The organism is Chromobacterium sp. Beijing (genome assembly GCF_021496765.1).
GTDB lineage: Bacteria > Pseudomonadota > Gammaproteobacteria > Burkholderiales > Chromobacteriaceae > Chromobacterium.
In genome coordinates, this window is sequence record NZ_CP053750.1 from 2,564,771 (window position 1) to 2,586,225 (window position 21,455).

At 65.4% G+C, this 21,455-nt stretch carries 17 protein-coding genes and 4 tRNA genes; 13 read left to right on the forward strand and 8 right to left on the reverse strand.

Translation table 11 applies throughout. The features are described 5' to 3' along the window. Positions 1–5: 5 nt before the first annotated feature. From HQN78_RS11810 to HQN78_RS11820, 3 genes are read left to right on the forward strand one after another with little or no spacing between them, the layout of a single operon-like run. Positions 6–518: a GyrI-like domain-containing protein gene (locus HQN78_RS11810; RefSeq protein WP_235089633.1), complete on the forward strand. Its 513-nt coding sequence runs from the start codon at positions 6–8 to the stop codon at positions 516–518. A 12-nt stretch (positions 519–530) separates the two neighbouring features. Beyond that, on the forward strand, positions 531–1,442 hold the full coding sequence (locus tag HQN78_RS11815) for a hydroxymethylglutaryl-CoA lyase (protein WP_235089635.1): 912 nt from the start codon (positions 531–533) through the stop codon (positions 1,440–1,442). A gap of 53 nt (positions 1,443–1,495) precedes the next feature. Further along, a complete protein-coding gene (locus tag HQN78_RS11820; RefSeq protein ID WP_235089638.1) occupies positions 1,496–3,454 on the forward strand; it encodes an acetoacetate--CoA ligase in 1,959 nt (652 codons plus the stop codon). Positions 3,455–3,586: 132 nt separating this feature from the next. Here HQN78_RS11820 and HQN78_RS11825 read toward each other — a convergent pair whose 3' ends face one another. From HQN78_RS11825 to cysS, 4 genes are all read right to left on the reverse strand, one after another. Next, on the reverse strand, positions 3,587–5,242 hold the full coding sequence (locus HQN78_RS11825; protein WP_107799961.1) for a glycosyltransferase family 39 protein: 1,656 nt from the start codon (positions 5,240–5,242) through the stop codon (positions 3,587–3,589). Between the two features lie 109 nt (positions 5,243–5,351). Next, on the reverse strand, positions 5,352–6,278 hold the full coding sequence (locus HQN78_RS11830; protein ID WP_235089640.1) for a hypothetical protein: 927 nt from the start codon (positions 6,276–6,278) through the stop codon (positions 5,352–5,354). 133 nt (positions 6,279–6,411) lie between these two features. Further along, positions 6,412–6,627 carry a 50S ribosomal protein L31 gene (rpmE, locus tag HQN78_RS11835; RefSeq protein WP_043593861.1) on the reverse strand — a complete coding sequence of 72 codons (216 nt, stop codon included), beginning with the start codon at positions 6,625–6,627 and terminating at the stop codon, positions 6,412–6,414. 122 nt (positions 6,628–6,749) lie between these two features. Then, positions 6,750–8,123 carry a cysteine--tRNA ligase gene (cysS, locus tag HQN78_RS11840; RefSeq protein ID WP_235089642.1) on the reverse strand — a complete coding sequence of 458 codons (1,374 nt, stop codon included), beginning with the start codon at positions 8,121–8,123 and terminating at the stop codon, positions 6,750–6,752. 153 nt (positions 8,124–8,276) lie between these two features. Here cysS and HQN78_RS11845 point away from each other — a divergent pair, with 153 nt between their 5' ends. From HQN78_RS11845 to HQN78_RS11855, 3 genes are all read left to right on the forward strand, one after another. Continuing rightward, complete coding sequence (locus tag HQN78_RS11845; RefSeq protein WP_107799964.1) at positions 8,277–8,894, forward strand: UPF0149 family protein; 618 nt, start codon at positions 8,277–8,279, stop codon at positions 8,892–8,894. A 77-nt stretch (positions 8,895–8,971) separates the two neighbouring features. After that, entirely contained in the window at positions 8,972–9,793 is an 822-nt protein-coding gene (locus tag HQN78_RS11850) for an undecaprenyl-diphosphate phosphatase (protein WP_235089644.1), read from the forward strand. Positions 9,794–9,965: 172 nt separating this feature from the next. Beyond that, positions 9,966–10,436 carry an NUDIX hydrolase gene (locus tag HQN78_RS11855; RefSeq protein WP_048414591.1) on the forward strand — a complete coding sequence of 157 codons (471 nt, stop codon included), beginning with the start codon at positions 9,966–9,968 and terminating at the stop codon, positions 10,434–10,436. A 79-nt stretch (positions 10,437–10,515) separates the two neighbouring features. Here the strand turns inward: HQN78_RS11855 and HQN78_RS11860 are convergent, their stop codons facing one another. From HQN78_RS11860 to folD, 3 genes are all read right to left on the reverse strand, one after another. Continuing rightward, positions 10,516–11,097, reverse strand: a complete 582-nt coding sequence (locus HQN78_RS11860; protein WP_107799966.1) for a hypothetical protein — start codon at positions 11,095–11,097, stop codon at positions 10,516–10,518. Between the two features lie 8 nt (positions 11,098–11,105). Then, on the reverse strand, positions 11,106–11,969 hold the full coding sequence (purU, locus tag HQN78_RS11865; protein ID WP_048410466.1) for a formyltetrahydrofolate deformylase: 864 nt from the start codon (positions 11,967–11,969) through the stop codon (positions 11,106–11,108). Between the two features lie 162 nt (positions 11,970–12,131). Further along, on the reverse strand, positions 12,132–12,983 hold the full coding sequence (gene folD / locus HQN78_RS11870; protein ID WP_235089645.1) for a bifunctional methylenetetrahydrofolate dehydrogenase/methenyltetrahydrofolate cyclohydrolase FolD: 852 nt from the start codon (positions 12,981–12,983) through the stop codon (positions 12,132–12,134). 229 nt (positions 12,984–13,212) lie between these two features. Here folD and HQN78_RS11875 point away from each other — a divergent pair. The 7 genes from HQN78_RS11875 (at position 13,213) to HQN78_RS11905 (ending at position 16,321) form a co-directional block, all read left to right on the forward strand. Beyond that, positions 13,213–13,289: transfer RNA gene (locus HQN78_RS11875), tRNA-Pro, on the forward strand. Between the two features lie 23 nt (positions 13,290–13,312). Then, positions 13,313–13,389, forward strand: a tRNA-Arg gene (locus tag HQN78_RS11880). A 37-nt stretch (positions 13,390–13,426) separates the two neighbouring features. Continuing rightward, positions 13,427–13,502, forward strand: a tRNA-His gene (locus tag HQN78_RS11885). 48 nt (positions 13,503–13,550) lie between these two features. Beyond that, positions 13,551–13,626: transfer RNA gene (locus tag HQN78_RS11890), tRNA-His, on the forward strand. Positions 13,627–13,771: 145 nt separating this feature from the next. Continuing rightward, the gene (locus HQN78_RS11895) at positions 13,772–14,455 is read left to right on the forward strand and encodes a GntR family transcriptional regulator (protein ID WP_107799968.1); all 684 of its coding nucleotides are present in this window, start codon (positions 13,772–13,774) and stop codon (positions 14,453–14,455) included. Between the two features lie 130 nt (positions 14,456–14,585). Beyond that, complete coding sequence (locus HQN78_RS11900; protein ID WP_235089646.1) at positions 14,586–15,434, forward strand: pirin family protein; 849 nt, start codon at positions 14,586–14,588, stop codon at positions 15,432–15,434. A gap of 26 nt (positions 15,435–15,460) precedes the next feature. Further along, the gene (locus HQN78_RS11905) at positions 15,461–16,321 is read left to right on the forward strand and encodes a pirin family protein (protein ID WP_235089647.1); all 861 of its coding nucleotides are present in this window, start codon (positions 15,461–15,463) and stop codon (positions 16,319–16,321) included. A 68-nt stretch (positions 16,322–16,389) separates the two neighbouring features. Here HQN78_RS11905 and HQN78_RS11910 read toward each other — a convergent pair whose 3' ends face one another. After that, positions 16,390–21,324, reverse strand: coding sequence for a hemagglutinin repeat-containing protein (locus tag HQN78_RS11910; RefSeq protein WP_235089648.1), 4,935 nt, complete (start codon positions 21,322–21,324; stop codon positions 16,390–16,392). Positions 21,325–21,455: the final 131 nt, after the last annotated feature.

Here is a 21,455-nt window from a genome sequence, read left to right on the forward strand (position 1 = left end):
CACCTATGGACCCCATCATCATCAATCATCCCGGCCTGAATCTGGCCGGCTACAGCATCGCCACCCAGATGGAGAACGGCGACAATCTGCGCCAGATTCCCGAATTCTGGGGCGAATACGCGGCCACGCTGCGCCAGCCGCTGCTGGCGGCGCTGGGCCGCGCCGACGCCGCGGAATACGGGCTGATCCACGACTTCGACCCGGGCAGCGGCCGCTTCGGCTATATGATAGGGATGGAGTGCGCGCAGCCCTTGCCGCTGCCGCCCGGCTGCGCGCGGCTCAGCACGTCGCCGGCCAAGTGCGCGGTGTTCACCACCCAGCCGGCCGGCAGCGACGCCGAGTTCGGCCAGGCGATCCAGGCGGCCTGGCGCTACATCATGCAGGACTGGCTGCCGGCCTCCAAGCAATGGGAGCAAGCGCCGCTGGGCTCCTTCGAGCGTTACGACGGCCGCTGCGCGCCGGGGCTGCCGCAACGCCAGATGGACATTTACATCCCGGTGCAGCCGCGCCGCCGCTAACGGAGAGCCGAAGTGCCGCAAGTGAAGATAGTGGAAGTGGGTCCGCGCGACGGGCTGCAAAACGAAAAACAGCCGGTGAGCACCGCCGTCAAGCTGGAGCTGATCCGCCGCCTGGCCGCCAGCGGCCTGCGCACCATAGAAGCCGGCGCTTTCGTCTCGCCCAAATGGGTGCCGCAGATGGCCGGCAGCGCCGAGGTGCTGGCCGGCCTGGACCTGGCCGGGCCGGTGTCCCACCCGGTACTGGTGCCCAATGAGCAGGGACTGGACGCGGCGCTGGCGGCCGGCGCGCGCGAAATCGCCGTGTTCAGCGCCGCCAGCGAAAGCTTCAGCCAACGCAATATCAACGCCAGCATCGCCGAAAGCCTGCAGCGCTTCGCGCCGGTGATGGCGCGCGCGCAGGCGGCCGGCGTGCCGGTGCGCGGCTATGTGTCCTGCGTGGCGGGCTGTCCCTACGAGGGCCGCATCGCGCCGGCCAAGGTGGCGGAGGTGGCCGCGCGGCTGCTGGACATGGGCTGCTACGAGATTTCTCTGGGCGACACCATAGGCGTGGGCACGCCGTCCAGCGTGCTGGCGATGCTGGAAGCAGTGAGCAAGACTGTGCCAATGTCGCAGCTGGCCGGCCACTTTCACGACACTTACGGCATGGCCATCAGCAATATTCATGCGTGTTTGCGCGCAGGAATGATGACATTCGATTCTTCGGTTGCCGGTCTGGGCGGCTGCCCTTATGCTCAGGGAGCTTCCGGCAACGTCGCCACCGAGGACGTGGTCTATCTGCTGCAGGGCGAAGGCTTCGACACCGGCGTCGACCTGGCCGCGCTGGTGGACACGGCCTGGTTCATCGCCGGCGCGCTGGGCAAGCGGCCGGCCTCCAAGCTGGCGCACGCCGTCGGCGACAAGCGCCGCGCCAGGCCGGAGCAATAACAAGCCGCCGCCCGTCCATGGGCCGGCGCGCGGAGAAAATATCAGGAGAAAGCATGACCCCCGACACGCCCATCTGGACCCCCTCCGCCGGCCGCCTGGCCGGCGCCCACCTGACCGCCTTCGCCAAGCTGGCCGAACTGTCCTACGACCGCAAACTAAACGGCTACGCCGAACTGTGGCGCGCCAGCGTGGCCGACCCGGCCCGCTTCTGGTCCTTGGTCTGGGATTACTGCGGCGTGATCGGCGACAAGGGCGCCACCGCGCTGAGCGACGGCGACAATATGCTGGCCGCCCGCTTCTTCCCGGAGGCGCGGCTGAGCTATGCCGAAAACCTGCTGCGCCGCGACGACGACAGCGACGCGCTGGTGTTCTGGGGCGAGGACAAGCTGCAGCGGCGCTGGAGCTGGCGCGAGCTGCGCGCCCAGGTGTCGCTGCTGCAACAAGCGATGCGCGGCGCCGGCATTCAGGCCGGCGACCGCGTGGCGGGCTTCATGCCCAATATGCCGGAAACCATCGCCGCGATGCTGGCCGCCAACAGCCTGGGCGCGGTATGGACCAGCTGTTCGCCGGACTTCGGCGCGGACGGCGCGGTGGAGCGCTTCGGCCAGACCGAGCCCAAGCTGCTGTTCTGCCCGGACGGCTATTGGTACGCCGGCAAGGCGGTGGACATCCGCGCCAAGATGGCGGCGCTGGCCGAGGCGCTGCCCTCGGTGCGGCAAATCATCGTGGTGCCCTATCTGGGTGAAACCGGCGTGTTCGCGGAAAACGTGCCCAAGGCCATCACCCTGACGGACTTCACCGCCGCGTATCAAGCGCAAGCGCTGAGCTTTGAACGGCTGCCCTTCCGGCACCCGCTGTTCATCCTGTATTCCAGCGGCACCACCGGCAAGCCCAAGTGCATCGTCCACGGCGCCGGCGGCACCTTGCTGCAGCATCTGAAGGAACAGCAGCTGCACGGCGACGTCCATCACGGCGACCGCCTGTTCTACTTCACCACCTGCGGCTGGATGATGTGGAACTGGCTGGTGTCCGGCCTGGCGTCCGGCGCGGCGCTGATGCTGTTCGACGGCTCGCCCTTTGTCGGCGAAGGCCGCACGCTGTGGGACTACGCCGAGCGGCAGCGCTTCACTCATTTCGGCACCTCGGCCAAATACATAGACGGCCTGCGCAAGAGCGGCATCGCGCCGGTCCGGGAATGGAAGCTGGATTCGCTGCGCGCGGTGTTCTCCACCGGTTCGCCGCTGGTGGCGGAAAGCTTTGACTGGGTCTACGCCAACATCAAGGCCGACATCAATCTGGCCTCGGTGTCCGGCGGCACCGACATCGTGTCCTGCTTCGCCCTGGGTTGCGCCAGCCTGCCGGTCTACCGCGGCGAGCTGCAATGCCGCGGCCTGGGCATGGCGGTGGACATCTACAACGAGTACGGCCGGCCGGTGCGCGGCGAAAAAGGCGAGCTGGTGTGCACCCGCCCCTTCCCGTCGATGCCGGTGGGCTTCTGGAACGATCCCGACGGCGGCAAGTACCGCCAGGCCTATTTCGGCCGTTTCGACAATATCTGGTGCCACGGCGACTACGCCGAACTCACCGCCCACGACGGCATGATCATCTACGGCCGTTCCGACGCGGTGCTCAATCCCGGCGGCGTGCGCATCGGCACCGCGGAGATCTATCGCCAGGTGGAGGCTTTCGACGAGGTGCTGGAAAGCATCGCCGTCGGCCAGCAGTGGCAGGACGACGAGCGCGTGCTGCTGTTCGTGCGCCTGCGCGCCGGCGCGCGGCTGGACGAAGACCTGCAGCAGCGGATCAAGGCGCAGATCAAGACCGGCGCCAGCCCCCGCCACGTGCCGGCCAAGATCATCGCCGTCGCCGACATCCCCAAGACCATCAGCGGCAAGATCGTCGAGCTGGCGGTGAAGAACGTGATCCACGGCCAGCCGGTCAGCAACCTCACCGCGCTGGCCAATCCGGAAGCGCTGAAGCTGTTCGAGAACCTGGACGAACTGCAAAGCTGAACCCACGCGCTGCCCATGAAAAACCCCCGCATTGATTGATGAATGCGGGGGTTTTTAGCCTGCTTAACAAAACCCGGTTTTACCGCTGGGGCAAGGCGCGCCACGCAGCGTCAGGGGGTTTGCTCGCCGCTCTTATTGCTCATGCGGATGAATGCGCCGCAATAGCGCGAACATCATGTTCTGCTCGCGCGGCCGGGAGCCGTACCACAGCACTTCCCAGCCCGGCTCGGCGATGCCCTCATCCTCCGAGCGCACCACCAGCTGGTAGTCGCAGGGCGAGGCGTTGCCCGCCGGATAGGACACCAGGTCCAGGCCTGCGTAATAGCGCCAGCTGATCAGCGCCAGCTGATTGCGGCTCTCGGTCGCCACGCAGGCGGCGTTGGCCGGCAGCGCCTTCATCATCCGCTCCACCACCGGACGGTAGCTCTTGGCGGCGTCGAACCACGGCAGCCACAAGGTCATGCCCAAACCCCACAGCAGGGTCAGGCCCGCCGCCCAGTTGCTGATGGCCTGGCGGCCGCGCAAATGCTTGCGCGTCAGCGCCCACAGCCACACCAGGGTGGCGATCACCGCGCACACCGCGGCCAGGCTGGACACGTGCTCCTGATAATACGGGCTGAAATACTGGGCGCGCCCGGCCAGGCCCCGCGGCCAGCCGAAGTTCATCGCCGCCCAGCCGGCCCACACCAGGATAGCGAAGAAGCCGAAGGTCATCAGGCCGAACCAGTTGAGGAAGGCCGCCGCGCCGCGCTTGAGATTGTCCAGCTCCACCGCCGCCAGCAAGGACAGCGGCAGCAGCAGCGGCATCGCGTAAGTCATATTGGGACGGCTGGACAAGGTCAGCAGGATCAACACCACGGCGAAGAACATCAGCGGCAGTTGCAAGCGCGCCTGGTCCAGCCGTTCCCGGTTGCGGTACAAGGTCCAGCCGGCCAACGGCCAGGCCGGGAAGGCAAACCACAGGGCGTTCAGGCTGTAGTAGCCGAAGTCGTGGAACAGCTGCACCCGGCCAAAACCGTTGAGCTGGCCCAGCGAGTACTCGTTCCACCACAGATTGAACGCGTCCGGATGGCTCTTGGCCAGCGCCAGCGGCCACACCAGGGAGGTGGGCGCGGCGATCAGCAAGGCCAGCAGCACGGTGATCGCGTATTGCTTGCTGCGCCAGGCGGAGAAGGCCGGCAGCAGCAAGACCACCATCCACAGCAGCAAGAGCTCCATCAGGCTGGCGCTGAGGAAGATGGCCGCGCTGGCCGCGCCCAGCAAGGCGCCGGCCAGACCGGGCGAACGCAGGGTCAGCGACAAGGCGTAGAAAGCGGCGGCGAAGCCGGCGAAACCGGCCACCACCGAGGTCAGCTGATGGCCGGTTTCCACCAGGCCGACGCAGCCTATCAGCACCATCACCACGCTGCGGCCGTGACGACGGCCGATCAGATCGCGGCCGGCCATGCCGGCCAGCAGCAAGGCCAGCGCCATGAACAAGGGCGTGGCCAGCCGCGCGGCGTCGTGCGCCGCCAGCAGCCAGGGAGACAGCAGCTTGACCATGAAGGCCGCCACCCAGTAATACAGCGGCGGACTATCCAGATAGGGCGCGCCTTGCACCGTGGGCAGCAGCCAGTTGCCGGTGTCCAGCATGCCCTGCACCGCCGCCAGCACGAAGGGCTCGTCCGGCTTCCACGGATCGTGGCCCAAGATGCCCGGCCACAGCCAGACAAAGCACAGCAGCAGCAGAATCCACGGTTTTTCCGTGGGCTTGGCCAGGGTTTGGGATTGTTCCGAATAAGTGAGCATGAGTCTCGTTCAAACAGTTTCAGGGGAGCTCGAAAGATCTACCGCGCGGCCCGAGCGCTGCGGCGCGCCTTGCTCTCGAACCGCTCGCGACGATTGTTCGAGGCCCCTTTCAATCAGCCGACGGCAAAGCGCCGCGCAAGCGAGCGATCAGAATGCGCCAATCCACCTTGCGCTTGGCGATGGAGTTGCGCAACTTGTTGCGGCGGCGCTGGCGCTTGTGATCGGGATCGGCCTGTATCGTCTTCAGCCTCGCCTCGTCCCAGGCGAATTCGCCGCAGTACTGGGCCTGGCGCGCCACGTCCCAGTCCGGCGCCATGCCGGCGAACACTTCAGCCAGGTAGAGCGGCGCCTCGTAACTGTAGTTCCAGTAATGATGCAGCGCATCCCCCAGCGCCAGCGGCTGACGGCCGTCGCAGGCCACCAGCGACCAGGCCAGCTGCTCGGTCCAGTTGCGCGCTTCCACGCGCGGCAGCAGGAAGTCGTTGATGCGCAAGGCGGTTTCAAAGAAGGGCACCATGCCGGCGGAAGCGCCGACCACGCCGGCGTTCCACATCGCCAGGCCCTGGACGTCGGCCACGCCCATCTTGCGCAGCTCGGCGCCGTGCTTGTCCACCGCGGCCAGATAGTCCGGGAAGAAGCCGGGGCCGAACACGCCTTCGTTGACGTGCATGCAGCTGGCGTTGCCTGCTTCCAGCCGGGCGAACAGCTCGTCCGGCACCCGCAGCCAACGGGTGTCGCAGTCCACGTACAAGACGGCGGTGCCCAGTTCGCGCGCCGCCTTCAGCATCACTTCCAGCTTGATGCGGTGCACATAGTCGAACTGGCCGCGATACGCCTGCAACTGCGCCCGGCTCAGGGTCTCGGTGCGGACCAGGGGATGCGCGGGCACGCTGTCCGGCGCGTCGGTGTACACCATGATCTTCACGTCCTGCCGCTGCTGCTTCAGCAGCAAATGCAACAGGCTCAACACGGAAAAGCGGGTCTGGTCGTAGTATTTCTTGCCGCCGTGGGACAGGTAAACGATGTGGATCGCCATGGCCTCAACCTTGCAGAATAGGTACGCGCGCCGCCGGCCGGAATCTGCCAAACCCTGCCGCCGCCGCGCCGGAATCATAGAAAAAAGGCAGCCTGAGCTGCCTTTTTCTGGGTGTCCAACGTATCCTCGGCGCTTAGCGCTTGAAGAAGCCGCCGAACTTTTGGTTGAACTTGTCAACGCGACCGGCGGTGTCGACGATCTTTTGCTTGCCGGTGTAGAACGGGTGGCAGTTGGAGCAAACTTCAATGCCGAACGCGTCCTTGGACATGGTGGACTTGGTCACGAACTGGCTACCGCAGGAGCAGGTAACGGTCAGGTCTTTGTAAGTCGGGTGAATATCGGTTTTCATGTGTCTTCCTTTCAAATCGGGTACAGGGGATTTGCCTGTACTGCTTGCGAAACTATCGATTATCCGCGCTTTGCCGCCGCTTGACAAGTGCCAAATCCACTGTCAACGGCGGCCCCTGCGGCTCAGGCGCGGCGCCAGACCGTGCCCTGGGCGCTGTCTTCCAGCACGATGCCCTTGGCGGTCAACTCATCGCGAATGCGGTCGGACTCCGCCCAGTTCTTGCCGGCGCGCGCATCCTTGCGCGCCTGAATCAAGGCTTCCACCGCCTCGGCCGACAACTCCTCGTCGCCGGCGCCGCCCTTGAGGAAGTCTTCCGGGTCGCGCTGCAGCAGGCCCAGCACGCCGCCCAGGTCCTTCAGCAGGCGCGCCTGACGCGGATCGCGACTCTTATTGACTTCGCCGGCCAGCTCGAACAACACCGCCACCGCTTCCGAAGAATTGAAGTCGTCGTTCATCGCGGTCTGGAAGCGCGCGGCGAACGGGTCCTTCCAGTCTATGCCGGCGGAGGCCGGCAGCTCCAGGCCGCGCAAGGCGGTATAGAGCCGGGTCAGGCCGTGCTTGGCGTCGACCAGGATACTGTCGGTGTAGTTCACCGGGCTGCGGTAATGACTGCGCACGATGAAGAAGCGGATCACCTCGCCGTCGAAATGGCCCAGCACGTCGCGGATGGTGAAGAAATTGCCCAGCGATTTGGACATTTTCTCGCCGTCTACATTGATGAAGCCGTTGTGCAGCCAGTAATTGACGTACTGGTGGCCATGGGCGCCCTCGGACTGGGCGATTTCGTTCTCATGGTGCGGGAATTGCAGATCTTCGCCGCCGCCGTGGATGTCGAAATGCTCGCCCAGATGATGACAGCTCATCACCGAGCACTCGATATGCCAGCCCGGACGCCCCGCGCCCCACGGGCTGTCCCAGGACGGCTCGCCCGGCTTGGCCGCTTTCCACAGCACGAAGTCCAGCGGATCGCGCTTGTGCGGGTCCACTTCCACCCGTTCGCCGGCGCGCAGCTTGTCCAGGGTTCGGCCGGACAATTTGCCGTAGCCCTCGAACTCGCGCACCGCGTAATACACATCGCCATTGTCCGCGGCGTAGGCCTTGCCGTTGGCGATCAGCTTTTCGATCAAGGCCACCATGCCCGGCACATGCTGGGTGGCGCGCGGCTCGAACGTCGGCGGCAACAGGCTCAGCGCGGCGGCGTCCTGGCGCATGTCGGCGGTGGTCTCTTCCACCAGCTGCTGCGGCGGAATGCCGCGCTCGGCGGCGCGCTTGATGATCTTGTCCTCGATATCGGTGATGTTGCGCACATAGGTGACGTCGTAGCCGGACGCGTCCAGCCAGCGATAGATCACGTCGAAGGCCGTCAGCATGCGCGCGTGTCCGATATGACAGAGGTCGTAGACCGTTATGCCGCACACGTACATACACACCTTGCCGGGCTCGATGGGTTTGAACTCTTCTTTCTGGCGGGTCAGGGTGTTATACACGGTCAACATGATGGAAACCTATTGGAGGTTGGGTCAAAAAAGAACGATTGTAACAGAGCCGTCAAGCCCTCCGCATCGTGATTGCGACGCGCCGCGCGGCCGGCGGTGCGCTGGGCCGCCAGATGGCGGATAATGGGCTTTTCTCCCTAGCCCTGGTCCGCCATGAGCCATACCCCGCTTTCCGACGCCGACTACCAACGCCTGGCCGCCACCCTGAACCGCTTCCTGCCGCAGCAAGGCATGAATCTGGAACATCTGGACGGCTTCTTCGCCGCCCTGCTCTGCGGCCCGGAACCGATCAAGCCGACAGAATGCCTGCCCGCCATCATCGGCGACGCCTTCGACGACGATGCCGCCTTTCCCAGCGACAAGGCGCTGGAACAGTTCGCCAAACTGTTGATGGGGCATTGGCTGGACGTCTCCGCCGCGCTGCGCGAGGACGACGCCTTCCAACCCTGGCTGGAAGCGGACGCCGCCGGCGAGATCCGAGGCAACGACTGGGCCGAAGGCTTTTCCGAAGGCATGCAATTGCTGAACGAGGACTGGGGCCTGCTGTTCGACGATCCGGAGCAGGCGCCGCTGCTGGAGCCCATCCTGACCCTGGCTTTCGAGCGCAATCCGGACCCGGAAGTGCAAATGCCCGCGCTGACGCCCGAGCGGCGCCAACAATGCCTGGCCGAGCTGTCCGAATCCGTGCACGGCATCCACCGCTTCTTCTCCGCCATTCGCCGGCGGCTGGAAGAGGAGGAACAAGCGCTGGAACGCCGGCAGCGCAACTGAGCCGGTCAACCGGTCCGCGGCGGCGGCGTTGATAAGCAGGCCGGCGCAAGCCGCCTCCCACCGCCACAGGACCCGCCATGAACCCTATCGAAGCCCTGCTGTTCGCCGTCATCCAGGGCGTCAGCGAACTCTTTCCCGTCAGCAGCCTGGGCCACGGCGTGCTGATACCGGACTGGCTGCATTGGTCCATCAACCGCATGAGCCCGGATTTCCTGCCCTTCATGGTGGTGCTGCACCTGGGCACCGCCGCCGCGCTGCTGCTGTACTTCCGCCGCGACTGGCTACAACTGATAGGCGGCTTCCTCAAGGCCGGCGGCAAGGCCTCCAATCCGGACGCCCGGCTGATGTGGCTGCTGATCGCCGGCACCATCCCCGCCGGCTTGCTGGGCCTGCTGCTGGAAAAACAGCTGCGCGCGCTGTTCACCAGCACCACCGCGGTGCTGATCTTCCTCAGCCTGAACGGCTTGCTCCTGCTGTGGGGCGACCGCCTGAAACGGAAGCAAGCCCATCTGGACCTGGAGCGGCTCAGCTTCTCCGGCGCGATCAAAATAGGCGCGGGCCAGGCCCTGGCCCTGCTGCCCGGCTTCTCCCGCTCCGGCGCCACCCTGGTGACCGGCCTCGCCCATGGCCTGGACTACGCCTCGTCCGCGCGCTTCTCCTTCCTGCTGGCCACTCCCATCATCGCCGCCGCCGGCGTGCTGGAAGTGCCCAAGCTGGCGCACAGCCAGGTTTCCGCAGGACTGCTGCTGGCCTGCGGCCTGCTGTCCGGCGCCTGCGCTTACGCCAGCACCGCCTTCCTGATGCGCTACTTCAAGAAAAGCGAAATCGAGTCGCTGCGCCCGTTTGGCTACTACTGCCTGCTGGTGGGTCTGGGCGGTTTATTGGCCAAACTACTTTGAGCGCGGAAACTGCATGGTTTCAATTTGAATGGCGGCGCGATTTATCTCATTCAAATCAGATATATGAGTAAATTTTGAGCACAGCTTATTGGACTGATCGGTCTAGTGCTTTAGAATGGAAAAATAATATCCAGGGCCACTCTCGCCGGTGGCCCTAACTAATTTTTGAAGAATGAGTGTTTTGGAAGAAAAAAGAAACGAGCGCCTGCCGGCGGACCTGGCCAGGCGCGCAACCGCTATTATCGAACTGCCCGACGGCGTGCTGGTCACCGCGGCCAAAGGCGGCCGCTACAATCTTCCCGGCGGCAAGGCCGCCCGCGGCGAACTGCGCTCCCAGGCGCTGATCCGCGAAGTGCGGGAAGAAACCGGCTTGCGCATCAACTCCATGCTGTATCTGTTCGATCACATCACCCCCTTCAACGCGCACAAGGTCTACCTGTGCATCGCGCAGGGCCAGCCGCGCCCGCAGGGGGAAATCGAACGCATCGCCTTGGTGTCCTCGCCGGACACCGACATGGACCTGTTCATAGAGGGCCGCGCCATCCTGCGCCGCTACGCGCGGCTGCGCGGCGAAGTCACCGCCAAGGGCGACGCGCTGCGCGCGCTGCTGGGCCTGGCCCGCTACATCGCCAAGGTGGATTGAGCGCGCCGGCCCGTTCACGCGCCCTCCATGCAAAACAGGACATGCCTTGGCATGTCCTGTTCTTTTTTCAGCCCGCGGCTCAGATGCCGCTTGCGGGCGCCGAGCTCTCCGCTCCGCGCGCGGCGTCGGCCACGCCGGCGGGCAAATCCACCCAGCCCGCCGCCGAACCCAGCGACAAGGCCCCGGCCAGCAAGACCATGGCCACCGGCGCGAACAACAACACTCCCAGCGCCACCCGCAGCCGGTGAATGCCCGACACCACGGCCAGCGCGTTGACCAACACCAGAATGCCGAAGATGGACAACACCCCGTTGACCGCCAGCGCCGCGTCGTCCGGCAGCCAGCTGGTCAGCGGTTCCACGAACTGCAGGCCGCTGGCCACCGCCACCAGGCCGAACAGCGAACCATGGCCGTCCCACTTGGCAAAACGCAGCCATAGGCCGATGAAGCCGGCGAAACACAGGGTTTCCGCCAGCGTGAACAGCACCATGAACAGCATGCGGCCGGTCAGGTTGTTGCCCAGCTCTGCGGTGTCGGCGCTGGCCACCAGACCCAGCGCGATCAGAAACAGCAGGGTCTGCCAGCGCGGATACTGATACTCGCCCAGGGGCTTGACCCGGAAGCGCAGCAAATCCACCACATCGTCAATCAGCAGGCGCATGTCCGCTCTCAGTCAAAGACTACCGTCTTGTTGTTATAGGACAGCACGCGGTTGTCCATATGCCAGCGCACGGCGCGCGACAACACCACTTTTTCCAGGTCGCGGCCTTTCTGGATCAGGTCGTCCACTTCGTCGCGGTGAGAAATGCGGGTGACTTCCTGCTCGATGATCGGGCCCTCGTCCAGATCCTCGGTCACGTAGTGGCTGGTGGCGCCGATCAGCTTCACCCCGCGCGCAAACGCGCGGTGATAAGGCTTGGCGCCGTCGAATGCCGGCAGGAAGCTGTGATGGATGTTGATCACCCGGTCCGGATAGCGCTCGACGAAACCCTGGGACAGGATCTGCATATAGCGGGCCAGCACGATGAAGTCCACGCCGGCCTCTTCCAGCAGGCGGAACTGCTCGGCCTCGGCCTCTTCCTTATTGTCCTTGGTGACCTTGATCACATGGAAGGGAATGCCGTTGAACTCCACCAGCCGGCGGCAGGTTTCGTGATTGGAAATCACCAGCGGGATCTCGCAGTCCAGCTCGCCGATGCGCCAGCGGTGCATCAGGTCCACCAGGCAGTGCTCGTACTGGGACACGAAGATGGCCATCCGCGGCTTGCGGGTGGACAGCGACACCTTCCAGTTCATCGCGTGTTCGTCGGCAATCGGCTGGAAGGCGGCGGCGAAGTTCTCCATCGGCAGGGTGAAGCCGTCCACATCCCACTGCACCCGCATCAGGAACAGGTTTTCGCTGGTGTCCTGATGCTGGTCCGCGTGCATGATGTTGGCGTTGTAGGTCATCAGGAAGTTGGCGATGGCCGCCACCAGGCCCTTCTTGTCCGGCGCGCTGATCAACAGCGTGGCCGATTGCTTGTCTTGACTCATGATCGGATTTGCTTACTGCGAACTAAAACCGTCGATTTTACGATAGCCGGGCCGCCAGCGTCTCGCTTTGTTTGCAAGCGCCCGCCCTATCGCGCGCCGATAAAACAAAAACGCCGCCGCCGCGGAAGCGGCGATGGCGTTTTGGGCTGAACGGCGCGCCGTTCAAGCGTGCATATTGGCGGAGTCCAGAGTGTTCTGCAGCAAGGTGGCCACCGTCATCGGGCCGACGCCGCCCGGCACCGGGGTGATGAAGCCGGCGCGCTCGGCCGCCGCGGCGAACTCCACGTCGCCGCACAGCTTGCCGCTGTCCAGACGGTTGATGCCCACGTCGATCACCACCGCGCCCGGCTTGATCCACTCGCCCTTGACGAAGTTGGGGATGCCCACCGCGGCCACCACGATGTCGGCGGCGGCCACTTCGGCGGCCAGATCGGCGGTGGCGCTGTGGCACACCGTCACCGTGGCGCGCGCCAGCAGCATTTCCAGCGCCTGCGGACGGCCGACGATATTGGACGCGCCGACGATCACCGCTTTCTTGCCTTTGGGATCGATGCCGTATTCTTCCAGCAGCGTCATCACGCCGCGCGGGGTGCAGGGACGCAGCAACGGCATCTTGATCGCCAGCCGGCCCATATTATAGGGATGGAAGCCGTCGACATCCTTTTTCGGGTCGATGCGCTCGATCACCGCCTGCGGGTCGATCTGCTTGGGCAGCGGCAGCTGCACCAGGATGCCGTCCACCTCAGCGTCCACGTTCAAGCGATCGATGATGTCCAGCAGCGCCTGTTGGCTGGTATCGGCCGGCAGATCATAGGCCAGCGAACGGATGCCGGCTTTCTCGCAGGAGCGCTTCTTGCTGCCCACGTAGACCGCGGACGCCGGGTCCTCGCCCACCAGGATCACCGCCAACGCCGGGGCGCGCTTGCCCGCGGCCAGGCGCGCCTGCACGCCCTCGCCCACCTTGGCGATCAGTTTTTCCGCTACCGCTTTGCCGTCAATCAGTTGTGCTGCCATGGGCCGGTTCCATAATAGAGGCTGAAAAAGAAGGCGCATATTCTCGCATTTTTCGGCGGCCTCCGAAATGCCGCTGCGCAACAAAACTTACTTAAGATCAAGATAAATAAAGGGAAGTGCCGCCCAGCCCGCCGCCCGGCCAATATCGCGCCCCTGGCCGGCCGCAATTTAATTACAAACAGGTGTTGACAGCCCAAATCGCCATCCGTATAGTTGCGGTCTCTGTCGTCGGGGCGTAGCGCAGCCTGGTAGCGCACCTGATTTGGGATCAGGGGGTCGCGAGTTCGAATCCCGCCGCCCCGACCAGCAGTAAGGCGAAGCCCGACCGAGCGCCCGTAGCTCAACCGGATAGAGCACCGGCCTTCTAAGCCGGGGGTTACAGGTTCGAGTCCTGTCGGGCGCGCCAAGTAATTGTGGTACAATGCAGTGCTTGTTTTTCAGTGGTGGATGTAGCTCAGTTGGTAGAGTCCAGGATTGTGATTCCTGTTGTCGTGGGTTCGAGCCCCATCATCCACCCCACCCTATTTCAAGTTGCCGCCTCAGGGCGTCGGCTCACCGCTTTCGGCGGTGGATGTAGCTCAGTTGGTAGAGTCCAGGATTGTGATTCCTGTTGTCGTGGGTTCGAGCCCCATCATCCACCCCAAATCTTAAAAAAACCCGGCCAAACGCCGGGTTTTTTCATTTTAGCGACTCATAAGGTCAGTTTTGGGCCTTGTCTGACAGTTCAAGCTCCGTATAATCGAATACATTTGCATGACACCGCTTGACTGACGACGACACCCACCACCATGACCACCATGCAGCCGATCAAGCGCCAGACGCTCACCAGTGCCGTAACCGAATCCCTGCGCCAGCGCATTCTCTCCGGGGAGTTCGCCGATGGCCAACAACTGCGCCAAGAGGCGCTGTCCAATGAATACGGCGTCAGCCGGGTGCCGGTGCGCGAGGCGCTGCGCCAGCTGGAAGCCGAAGGCCTGATCCAGATCATCGACCACAAGGGCGCGCTGGTGTCCAAGCTGTCGCTGGAAGACGTGCTGGAGCTGCTGGAAATCCGCGCGATGCTGGAAGGTTCGGTGCTCAAAGCCGCCATCCCCTGTCACACCAAGGCCGATCACGATCTGGCCCAGCAAACCCTGCGCGAATTCGAACAAGCGCTGCGCAACAACGACGTGCGCCACTGGGGGGAATTGAACTCCCGCTTCCACCTGGCCTTGTACCGCGCCGCCAAGCGGCCCAACACGCTGGCGCTGATCGAGCAGCTGCACAACAAGACCGACCGCTACACCCGGATGCAGATCCTGTTCACCCGCACCATGGAGCGGGCGCACGAGGAGCACAGCAAGCTGCTGGAACTGTCCCGCCAGGGCAAGGCCGACGAGGCGGCGGAATTCATCCGCTTCCACATCCTGTCCGCCGGCCACGCGCTGGAAGACTATCTGCGCGGACAGAGCCAGCAAGCCGCCCTGAGTTGAGGCCGCTGCGCGTTCAGATTTTTTGAATCTGACGCGCAATTCTTTGCGCTATCAAGCGCGTCGGCGGCGCGCAATAATCCGGCCATGTAAACCGCCGGACGCCAGTCCGGCCCCACAGGGAGACATGGCCATGCAACACCCATTCATCAGCCGGGAAGCGGAAGGCCTGGTCAACGGCCAGGCGGTGTCGGACGGCGCAGGCGTGCGCCTGCTGCGCGTGCTCGGCTCCGATCTGCAAAGGCGGCTGGACCCTTTCCTGATGCTGGACGAATTCCGTTCCGACAATCCCGACGACTACATCGCCGGCTTTCCCAGCCATCCGCACCGCGGCTTCGAAACCATCACCTATATGCTGGCCGGCCGCATGCGCCACCGCGACAATACCGGCCAGGAAGGCCTGCTCGGCCCCGGCGGCGTGCAATGGATGACCGCCGGCAGCGGCATCGTGCATTCCGAACTGCCGGAACAAGAGGATGGCCTGATGCACGGCTTCCAGCTGTGGCTGAACCTGCCAGCGGAGCGCAAGCTGTGCGCGCCGTGGTATCGCGACATCCCCGCCGCCGAGATTCCGTCTGCGCCGGCCCAAGGCGAGGCCCGCCTGATCGCCGGCCACTGGCGCGGCCAGGCCGGCGCGGTGGAACGCGAAGCCACCGAACCGCTGTACCTGGACCTGCGTCTGGACGCCGGCAGCGAAGAGACGCTGGAAATCCCCGCCGGCCACAACGCCTTCCTCTATGTTTATCAGGGCGAGATCGCCGTTGGCGCGCAACAGCGCGGCGTCAAGGCAAGGCAGATGGCGGTGCTGGACAACCGCGCTGACAGCGACGGCGTCAGCCTCCGCGCCGCGGCCGACAGCCGCTTGCTGCTGATTGCCGGCAAGCCCCTGGGCGAACCCATCGCGCAATGGGGCCCGTTTGTGATGAATACGCGCGAACAAGTGGAAGAAGCCATAGCCGATTTTCGCGACGGCCGCTTCTGACCCTCAAACCCTAAGCTGGAGCCGCCATGCCGCTGCTTACCCAAACCATCGCCAGCCTGGACCGCGACATCGGCTTTCCGGTGCGCCGGCTGCTACCCACTCGCCAGGCGCGCCGCGTCGGCCCCTTCGTGTTTCTCGATCACATGGGCCCGGCCCGTTTCGCCGCCGAAGGCAGCGCCGGCGATGTGCGGCCGCATCCTCACATCGGCCTGGCCACCGTCACCTATCTGTTCTCCGGCGCGATGATGCATCGCGACAGCCTGGGCACGGTGCAGCGCATCGCGCCCGGCGCGGTCAACCTGATGACCGCCGGCAGCGGCATCACCCACTCCGAGCGGGTGCCGGCCGACATCCGCCAGCAAGGCGTGGCGGTGGAAGGCATGCAGCTGTGGCTGGCGCTGCCGGATGAACTGGAGGAATGCGAGCCGGCCTTCGCCCATTACCCGGCCGAGGACTTGCCGCGCTGGAACCAAGACGGGGTGGAACTGAACCTGCTGATGGGCGAAGGCTGGAGCCGTCGCTCGCCGGTCGCCTATCCGCTGCCGGTGTTCTACGCCAGCGCCGCCATGCCGGCCGGCGCGCGGCTGGCGCTGCCGGAAGGCGTGGACGAACTGGCCGCCTATGTCGCCGCCGGCGAACTGGACGTGGACGGCGCTGTGCTGAACGCCAACGAATTGGGCCTGCTGCAAACCGGCCAGGGCGGCGAACTGATCGCGCGGCGCGACAGCCGGGTGATGCTGCTGGGCGGCACGCCGCCGGCCAGCCCGCGCTATCTGGACTGGAACTTCGTGTCCAGCCGCCGCGAGCGGCTGGCCCAGGCGCGCGCGGACTGGATCGCCCAGCGTTTCCCGATGGTGCCGGGCGAGACCGAGTTCATTCCCCTGTAATAACAGCCACTCCAAAACAAAACCCCCGCCAGTTGCCCGGCGGGGGTTTTCGCTTTTGACCAAGCGTCTTACTTGCCCTGGATACTGCCTTTCACCACGGTCGGCGTATTCTCATGCTCGGCGCGGATCAGCGGCGCCTTGCCGGAAGTCACATCGCTGACCGCCTGCTTCAGGATGCCGGACGGGGTGCTGTTCAGCTTGACCCCGCCGCCGCCCTTGTAGCGCTCGGTGGCGATGTCGGCGGTTTCCACCTTGGAATCGCCCAGGTCCACCTTGCCGTTGGCGGACGACACGGTCGCGCCGGTCAGCTGGGTCTTGCCGCCCACTTGCAGGGTCACGCCGTCGGCGCCGGCGATGCCGGTAACGACGCCCACCGAGTTGTCGCGCTTAACGCTGACGTCCACGTCGGCCTTCAGCTCGGTACCCTTGTCCTGGGCGTTCAGCAGCTTGTCCTTCAACGTGTTGCCGCCTTTGCGCGCCAGCGTGTCCAGCGTGCCGGACTTGGCCGGGCCGGAAGTCGGCTGCTCGGGCAGGGTGACGGTTTCACTGTTGGCGTTGAAGCTCACCGCATTGGTGGTGTCTTCCTTCAGGCCCTTGTTGAAGGCCAGGCTGTCGTACTTCTCCTTCACCTTGTCGGACGCGGCGTTGACCAGCTCGGTGCCCTTCTCCTTCACCTTGTCCTTCAGCGGGCCGGCCTTGTCGGCGGCCTGATCAACCAGGCTGGCCTCCTTGCCGTTGGAGCTGTTGACGCCCAGCGCCACGTCCACCTTCACGCTGTTATCGCGATCCTGACGGCTTTCCAGCGCCAGCTTGCCGCCCACCTGGCCAGTGACGGTCTTGCCGCTGACATTGGCGCCGGCCAGAGTGGCGTTGCCTTCGGCGTTCAGTTCCACTTGCTGCTTGGCGGTCACGGCGGCGTTGGCGTTGCTCAGCTTGTCCTGCTGATCCACCTTCACCTCCAGGCCGGCCTTGATGTCATGCACGTTCTTGGTGCTGTCAGGCTTGATCTGGCCGTTTTCCTTGTCGCTGCTGGCCTTGTTGCCGCCGCCGATATTGCCGGCCACGCTCCAGTTGTTGCGTTGGCTGCTGGACTGCGCCGACTCCAGGCGGATATCGCCCTGGCTGTCCAGCTTGGCGCTGTCGCCCTGCACCTGGGTGCCGCTCAGGCGGATGCCGCCGCTGCCGGCCGCTATGCTGGCCTTGCCGCCGCTGACCACGCTGCCGCCGGTCTGGCTGCGGCTGGACTCGTCGGTGCTGGCGTAATTGCCGCCGGCGCCCACATTGAAGCCCTTGCTCGCCTTCTCCTGGCCATTGCTCTGGCTGCCGCCGGCCTTGAGATCGAAGCCCCACTGGCTGCCGGACTTGTCGGCGCTGGATTCGGCGGCCTTGAACTCCACCTTGTCGCCCTGCAGCGTCACGTCGCCGCGGCTGGCGATCTTATCGCCCTGCAGACCCAGCTTGCCGCCGGCAGTCAAGCTCACGCCGGCGTCGGCGTCCACGCCGCCGGTCACGGCGGTGCTGGACTTGGCTTGCTGCTTGTCCACGTTCACCGCCACCCCGCCGCTGCCGCCGACATTCTTGCCGCCGCCCTCGATCGGGCTGGTGGTAATGGCCAGATTGGCCTTGCCGCCCACGGTGCGCTGCTCGCTGCTGCTGCTGCTGGCCTGGCTGAAGCTCAGGTCGCCGCCGGCGTTGACGCTGGCCGCGCCCTTGCCGCCGGCGATGGCCACGCCCTGGTAAGCGGCGTTGTTGTCCACGTCCACCTTGACGCCGTTGCCGGCGCGGATGCCGCCGGTGACCGCGGTGGAGCTGGACGAGGCGCTGGTCACCGTGCTGCCGCTGCCGGCCGCCTTGACGTTCACATCCTCGCCGGTGGTGGTGTAGACGCGCACGCCGACATCCGCCTCGGTCTTGCTGCCGCTCTGGCTCTGGGTATTGGCCACGGCGCTGAACTGATGGCTGTCCGCCTTGATCTCCACCGTGTTGCCGGCCTGATACTGGGTGCCTTGATCGCTGAGCCCGGCCTTGGCGTCCACCTTGATATTGCCGCCGTTCAGGCTGCTGGCCTGCGCGGTGCGGGATTGGCGGGTCTCCGAGCCGACGCCGGCCTTGACGCCGACATCCACGCCCAGATTGGCCGCGCCCAGATCGCCGGCGGCGCCGGCCGCGCCGATCACATCGCCCTTGACCACTTTTTCGCCGGCCGCCACCAGCGGACGGGTCACGCCGCTGTAATCGGCGTTGACGCCCACTTCCACGCCCCAATGACTGCTGTCGGAGGTGGTTTTCTGGCTGCTGTTGGCCGCCTGGTTGTCGATGCGGCCGCCGGCCAGCTTGATGTCGCCATCGGCCTTGACCTGGGCGCCCTGGTTGCGGATGTCGCCGTCGCCGTTGCCGGCCACGATGCTGACCCCGCCCTTGGAATTGATCGCGCTGACCTGAGCCGTGCTGCTGTCGGACTGGCTGCGGCTGTTCTTCTGGTCCACGCCCAGCGCCACCCCGGTCTTGTCCAGGCCGGCGTCGATATAGAGGCCGCCGCCGGTGACGCTGCTGCTCTTGCTTTCCTTCACCGTATCCTGCGCCGCGTTCAGGCTGACGTTCTGGCCGCTGAGGGCCGCGCCGCCGGCGCCGGCGTTCAGCTTGGAGCCGGTCACCGTCAGATCGCCCTGAGCATTGAGCGCCACCTTGTCGCCGGACAGCGTCGCCGCCTGGTTCTGGGTCGCGTCGCGGTCCACGCTGCTGCTGCGGTGCTCGATGCGCACGCCGCCGCGGTACTGCTTGTCGCCGGTGATGTCGCCGACGCCGCGCAGCGCCAGCTCGGTGTCCTTGCTCTTCACCGTGTCGCGGGTCTGCGACGCCGCCACCTTGATGTCGCCGTTGGCGGCCACGTTCAATTCGCCGCCGGCGCGCACCTGGCTGCCGCTGATCGCCACGTCCTTGGCTGACTGGATGCTCAGATTGGTGTCGGACTTCAGCTCGGCGTTGACCGCCTGCTGCTGGCTGGCGTTGCCCTTGCTGCTGCTCTTGGTGATGTTGAAGGCGGTGCCGCTGCGCTGATCGGTGCGGGTTTGCGATTGGTTGACCACGCTGTCGATGCTGATGTCGCCGTTGCGGCTGATCGCCACCGCGTCCTGCTCGCCGCGGGCGCGGCTGCCGGCGATGGCCACGCTGTCGCCGCGCAGCGTCAGCTTGCCGCCGGCGGTCAGATCGCTGCCGGTGTTGACGGTGTCGGTCTTGCCGTTGTCGCGGTTGCCGCCGCCGCCGATGCCGCCCCAGTACACCTGGTCGTTGCGCTGGCTGTTCTGGTTTGTCGTCTGCTGCACGCCCAGGCCGAGCGCGCCGCCCGCGTCCAGGGAAGCGTCGCGGCCGGCGGCCAGCTTGGCCGCCTTGGCGTCGATGTCGCCGCTGGCGCGGATATCCAGATCGCGGCCGGCGCGCAGCTGGCTTTGCGCCAGGCGTTGCTCGCTGGAAGCATGGTCCCAAGAGCCGGTTTCCAGGCTGGCGCCGTCGTTCTTGCGATTGCCCCTATCGCTGCGGGTATCGGTTTCCGTCACGCCGCTCAGCTTCACGCCGCCGTCGGCCTGCAAGCGGATGTCCTGGCCGGCGCTGACGCTGCCGCCGCGGATGGCGATCTGGCCGCGCGGCTGCGCGCCGTCCACCGCCTGGTTGTCCGCCGCCGCCGCCGCCGCGGTCAGTGTGGCGTCCTGCTCGGCGCGGATGCGCACGCCTTCCTGACGCTGGCTGGTTTCGCTTTGGTCGCGGTTATAGGCCCAGGAGTTTTTCCAGGCGTGATTGCTGTTGCTGGACGCGCTGTCCGCCACTTGGCTGTCCAGCGTCAAATCCTTGCCGCTGAGCGCCACATTGCGGCCGCTGATGTCGGTGGCGGCCAAGGTCGCCGTGTCGCCGGCGCTGAGGCTCACATCGTCGCGCGCGCTGATGACGCTGCGCTTGATGCGGGTATCGCTGCCATTGCTGGCGGTATTGGTTTCACCGGTTTTCCAGATGAACCAGCTCTCATCGTGGCCGCTGTCTTGGGTGGTGGAGGTTTCCGCCCGGCCGCGGCTGTCGATCTGGCGCGCGGCCAGGGCCACCTTGCCTTCGCTGGCGCGGATCTGCGCGCCTTCCAGCGCCAGTTTGCCCTGGCGCGCGTCCACCGACACTTCCTGCGCGCCGTTCAGGCTGCCGCCCACATTGACGCCGGCGCCGTCGGCGGTGCTGATGATATTGATGCGGCCGGCCTGCATCGCGCCCAGGAACACGCTGTCCAGCGAGCCCACGCCTTCCGGCGCCTTATCGCTGCGCAACACCTTGGCGTCCTGACCCTGGTAATCCACCAGGTTGAAGCCGGCGCGGACATTGAGTTGCTCGCGCGCGGCGACATTGCCGCGCACATCGATGCGCGGCGCGATCAGGTCCAGCACGTTGACGCCGCTCAGACCGGCGCCGTTGACGCTGAGCGCGTTGCCGTTCATCGCCGCCTGCAAGGAGGCGATGGCGCCGTTTTCGATATTGGCGTTGCCCACCAGCAGCGAAGCGCGCGGCGTGTTGATGAAGCCGCAGCCGCTGCAGGTGATGCCGTTGGGGTTGGCCAGCACATAGTCGGCGGCCTTGCCGAACACTTCCTGCTTGCCCAACAGCAAGGACGGGTTGCGGCTGATCACTTCGTTCAAGATCACGCTGGCTTCGCGCCCGCCCAACAAGGCGTTGGCGCCCAACTGGCCGGCCAGCTGCGATTGGCCGCCGGCGGCGGAGTTGTTGAACACCGCGCCGGGCTTGCCGACGTTGAAATCCTGGTACTGGTTATGCGACAGGCCCGCGGCGCTGGGCGCCACGATATTGACCACCGCCGCGCCGTTGGCGGCGTTGCTCACCTGCGGCTGCGCGCCGTTGCCGCCGGCGACGATGCCGGCCGCCATCGCGGCTTCCACCGCCCAAAACGCCAGAGTCAGCGCCGCGGCCACTTTCCCCGTTACCGATAAGCCGAAATTTATTTTTTCCTTCATGATTTGAGTCCCGTTCATTCAGAGAACAAGCAGATCCGGTCCAAAACCGTCTATCCAAACGCCCCATGTTCCGTGGGCCTCTCCAGCCTGCCAGCCGGATCCGCCCACAATGAAACATACGTTTGATTTCG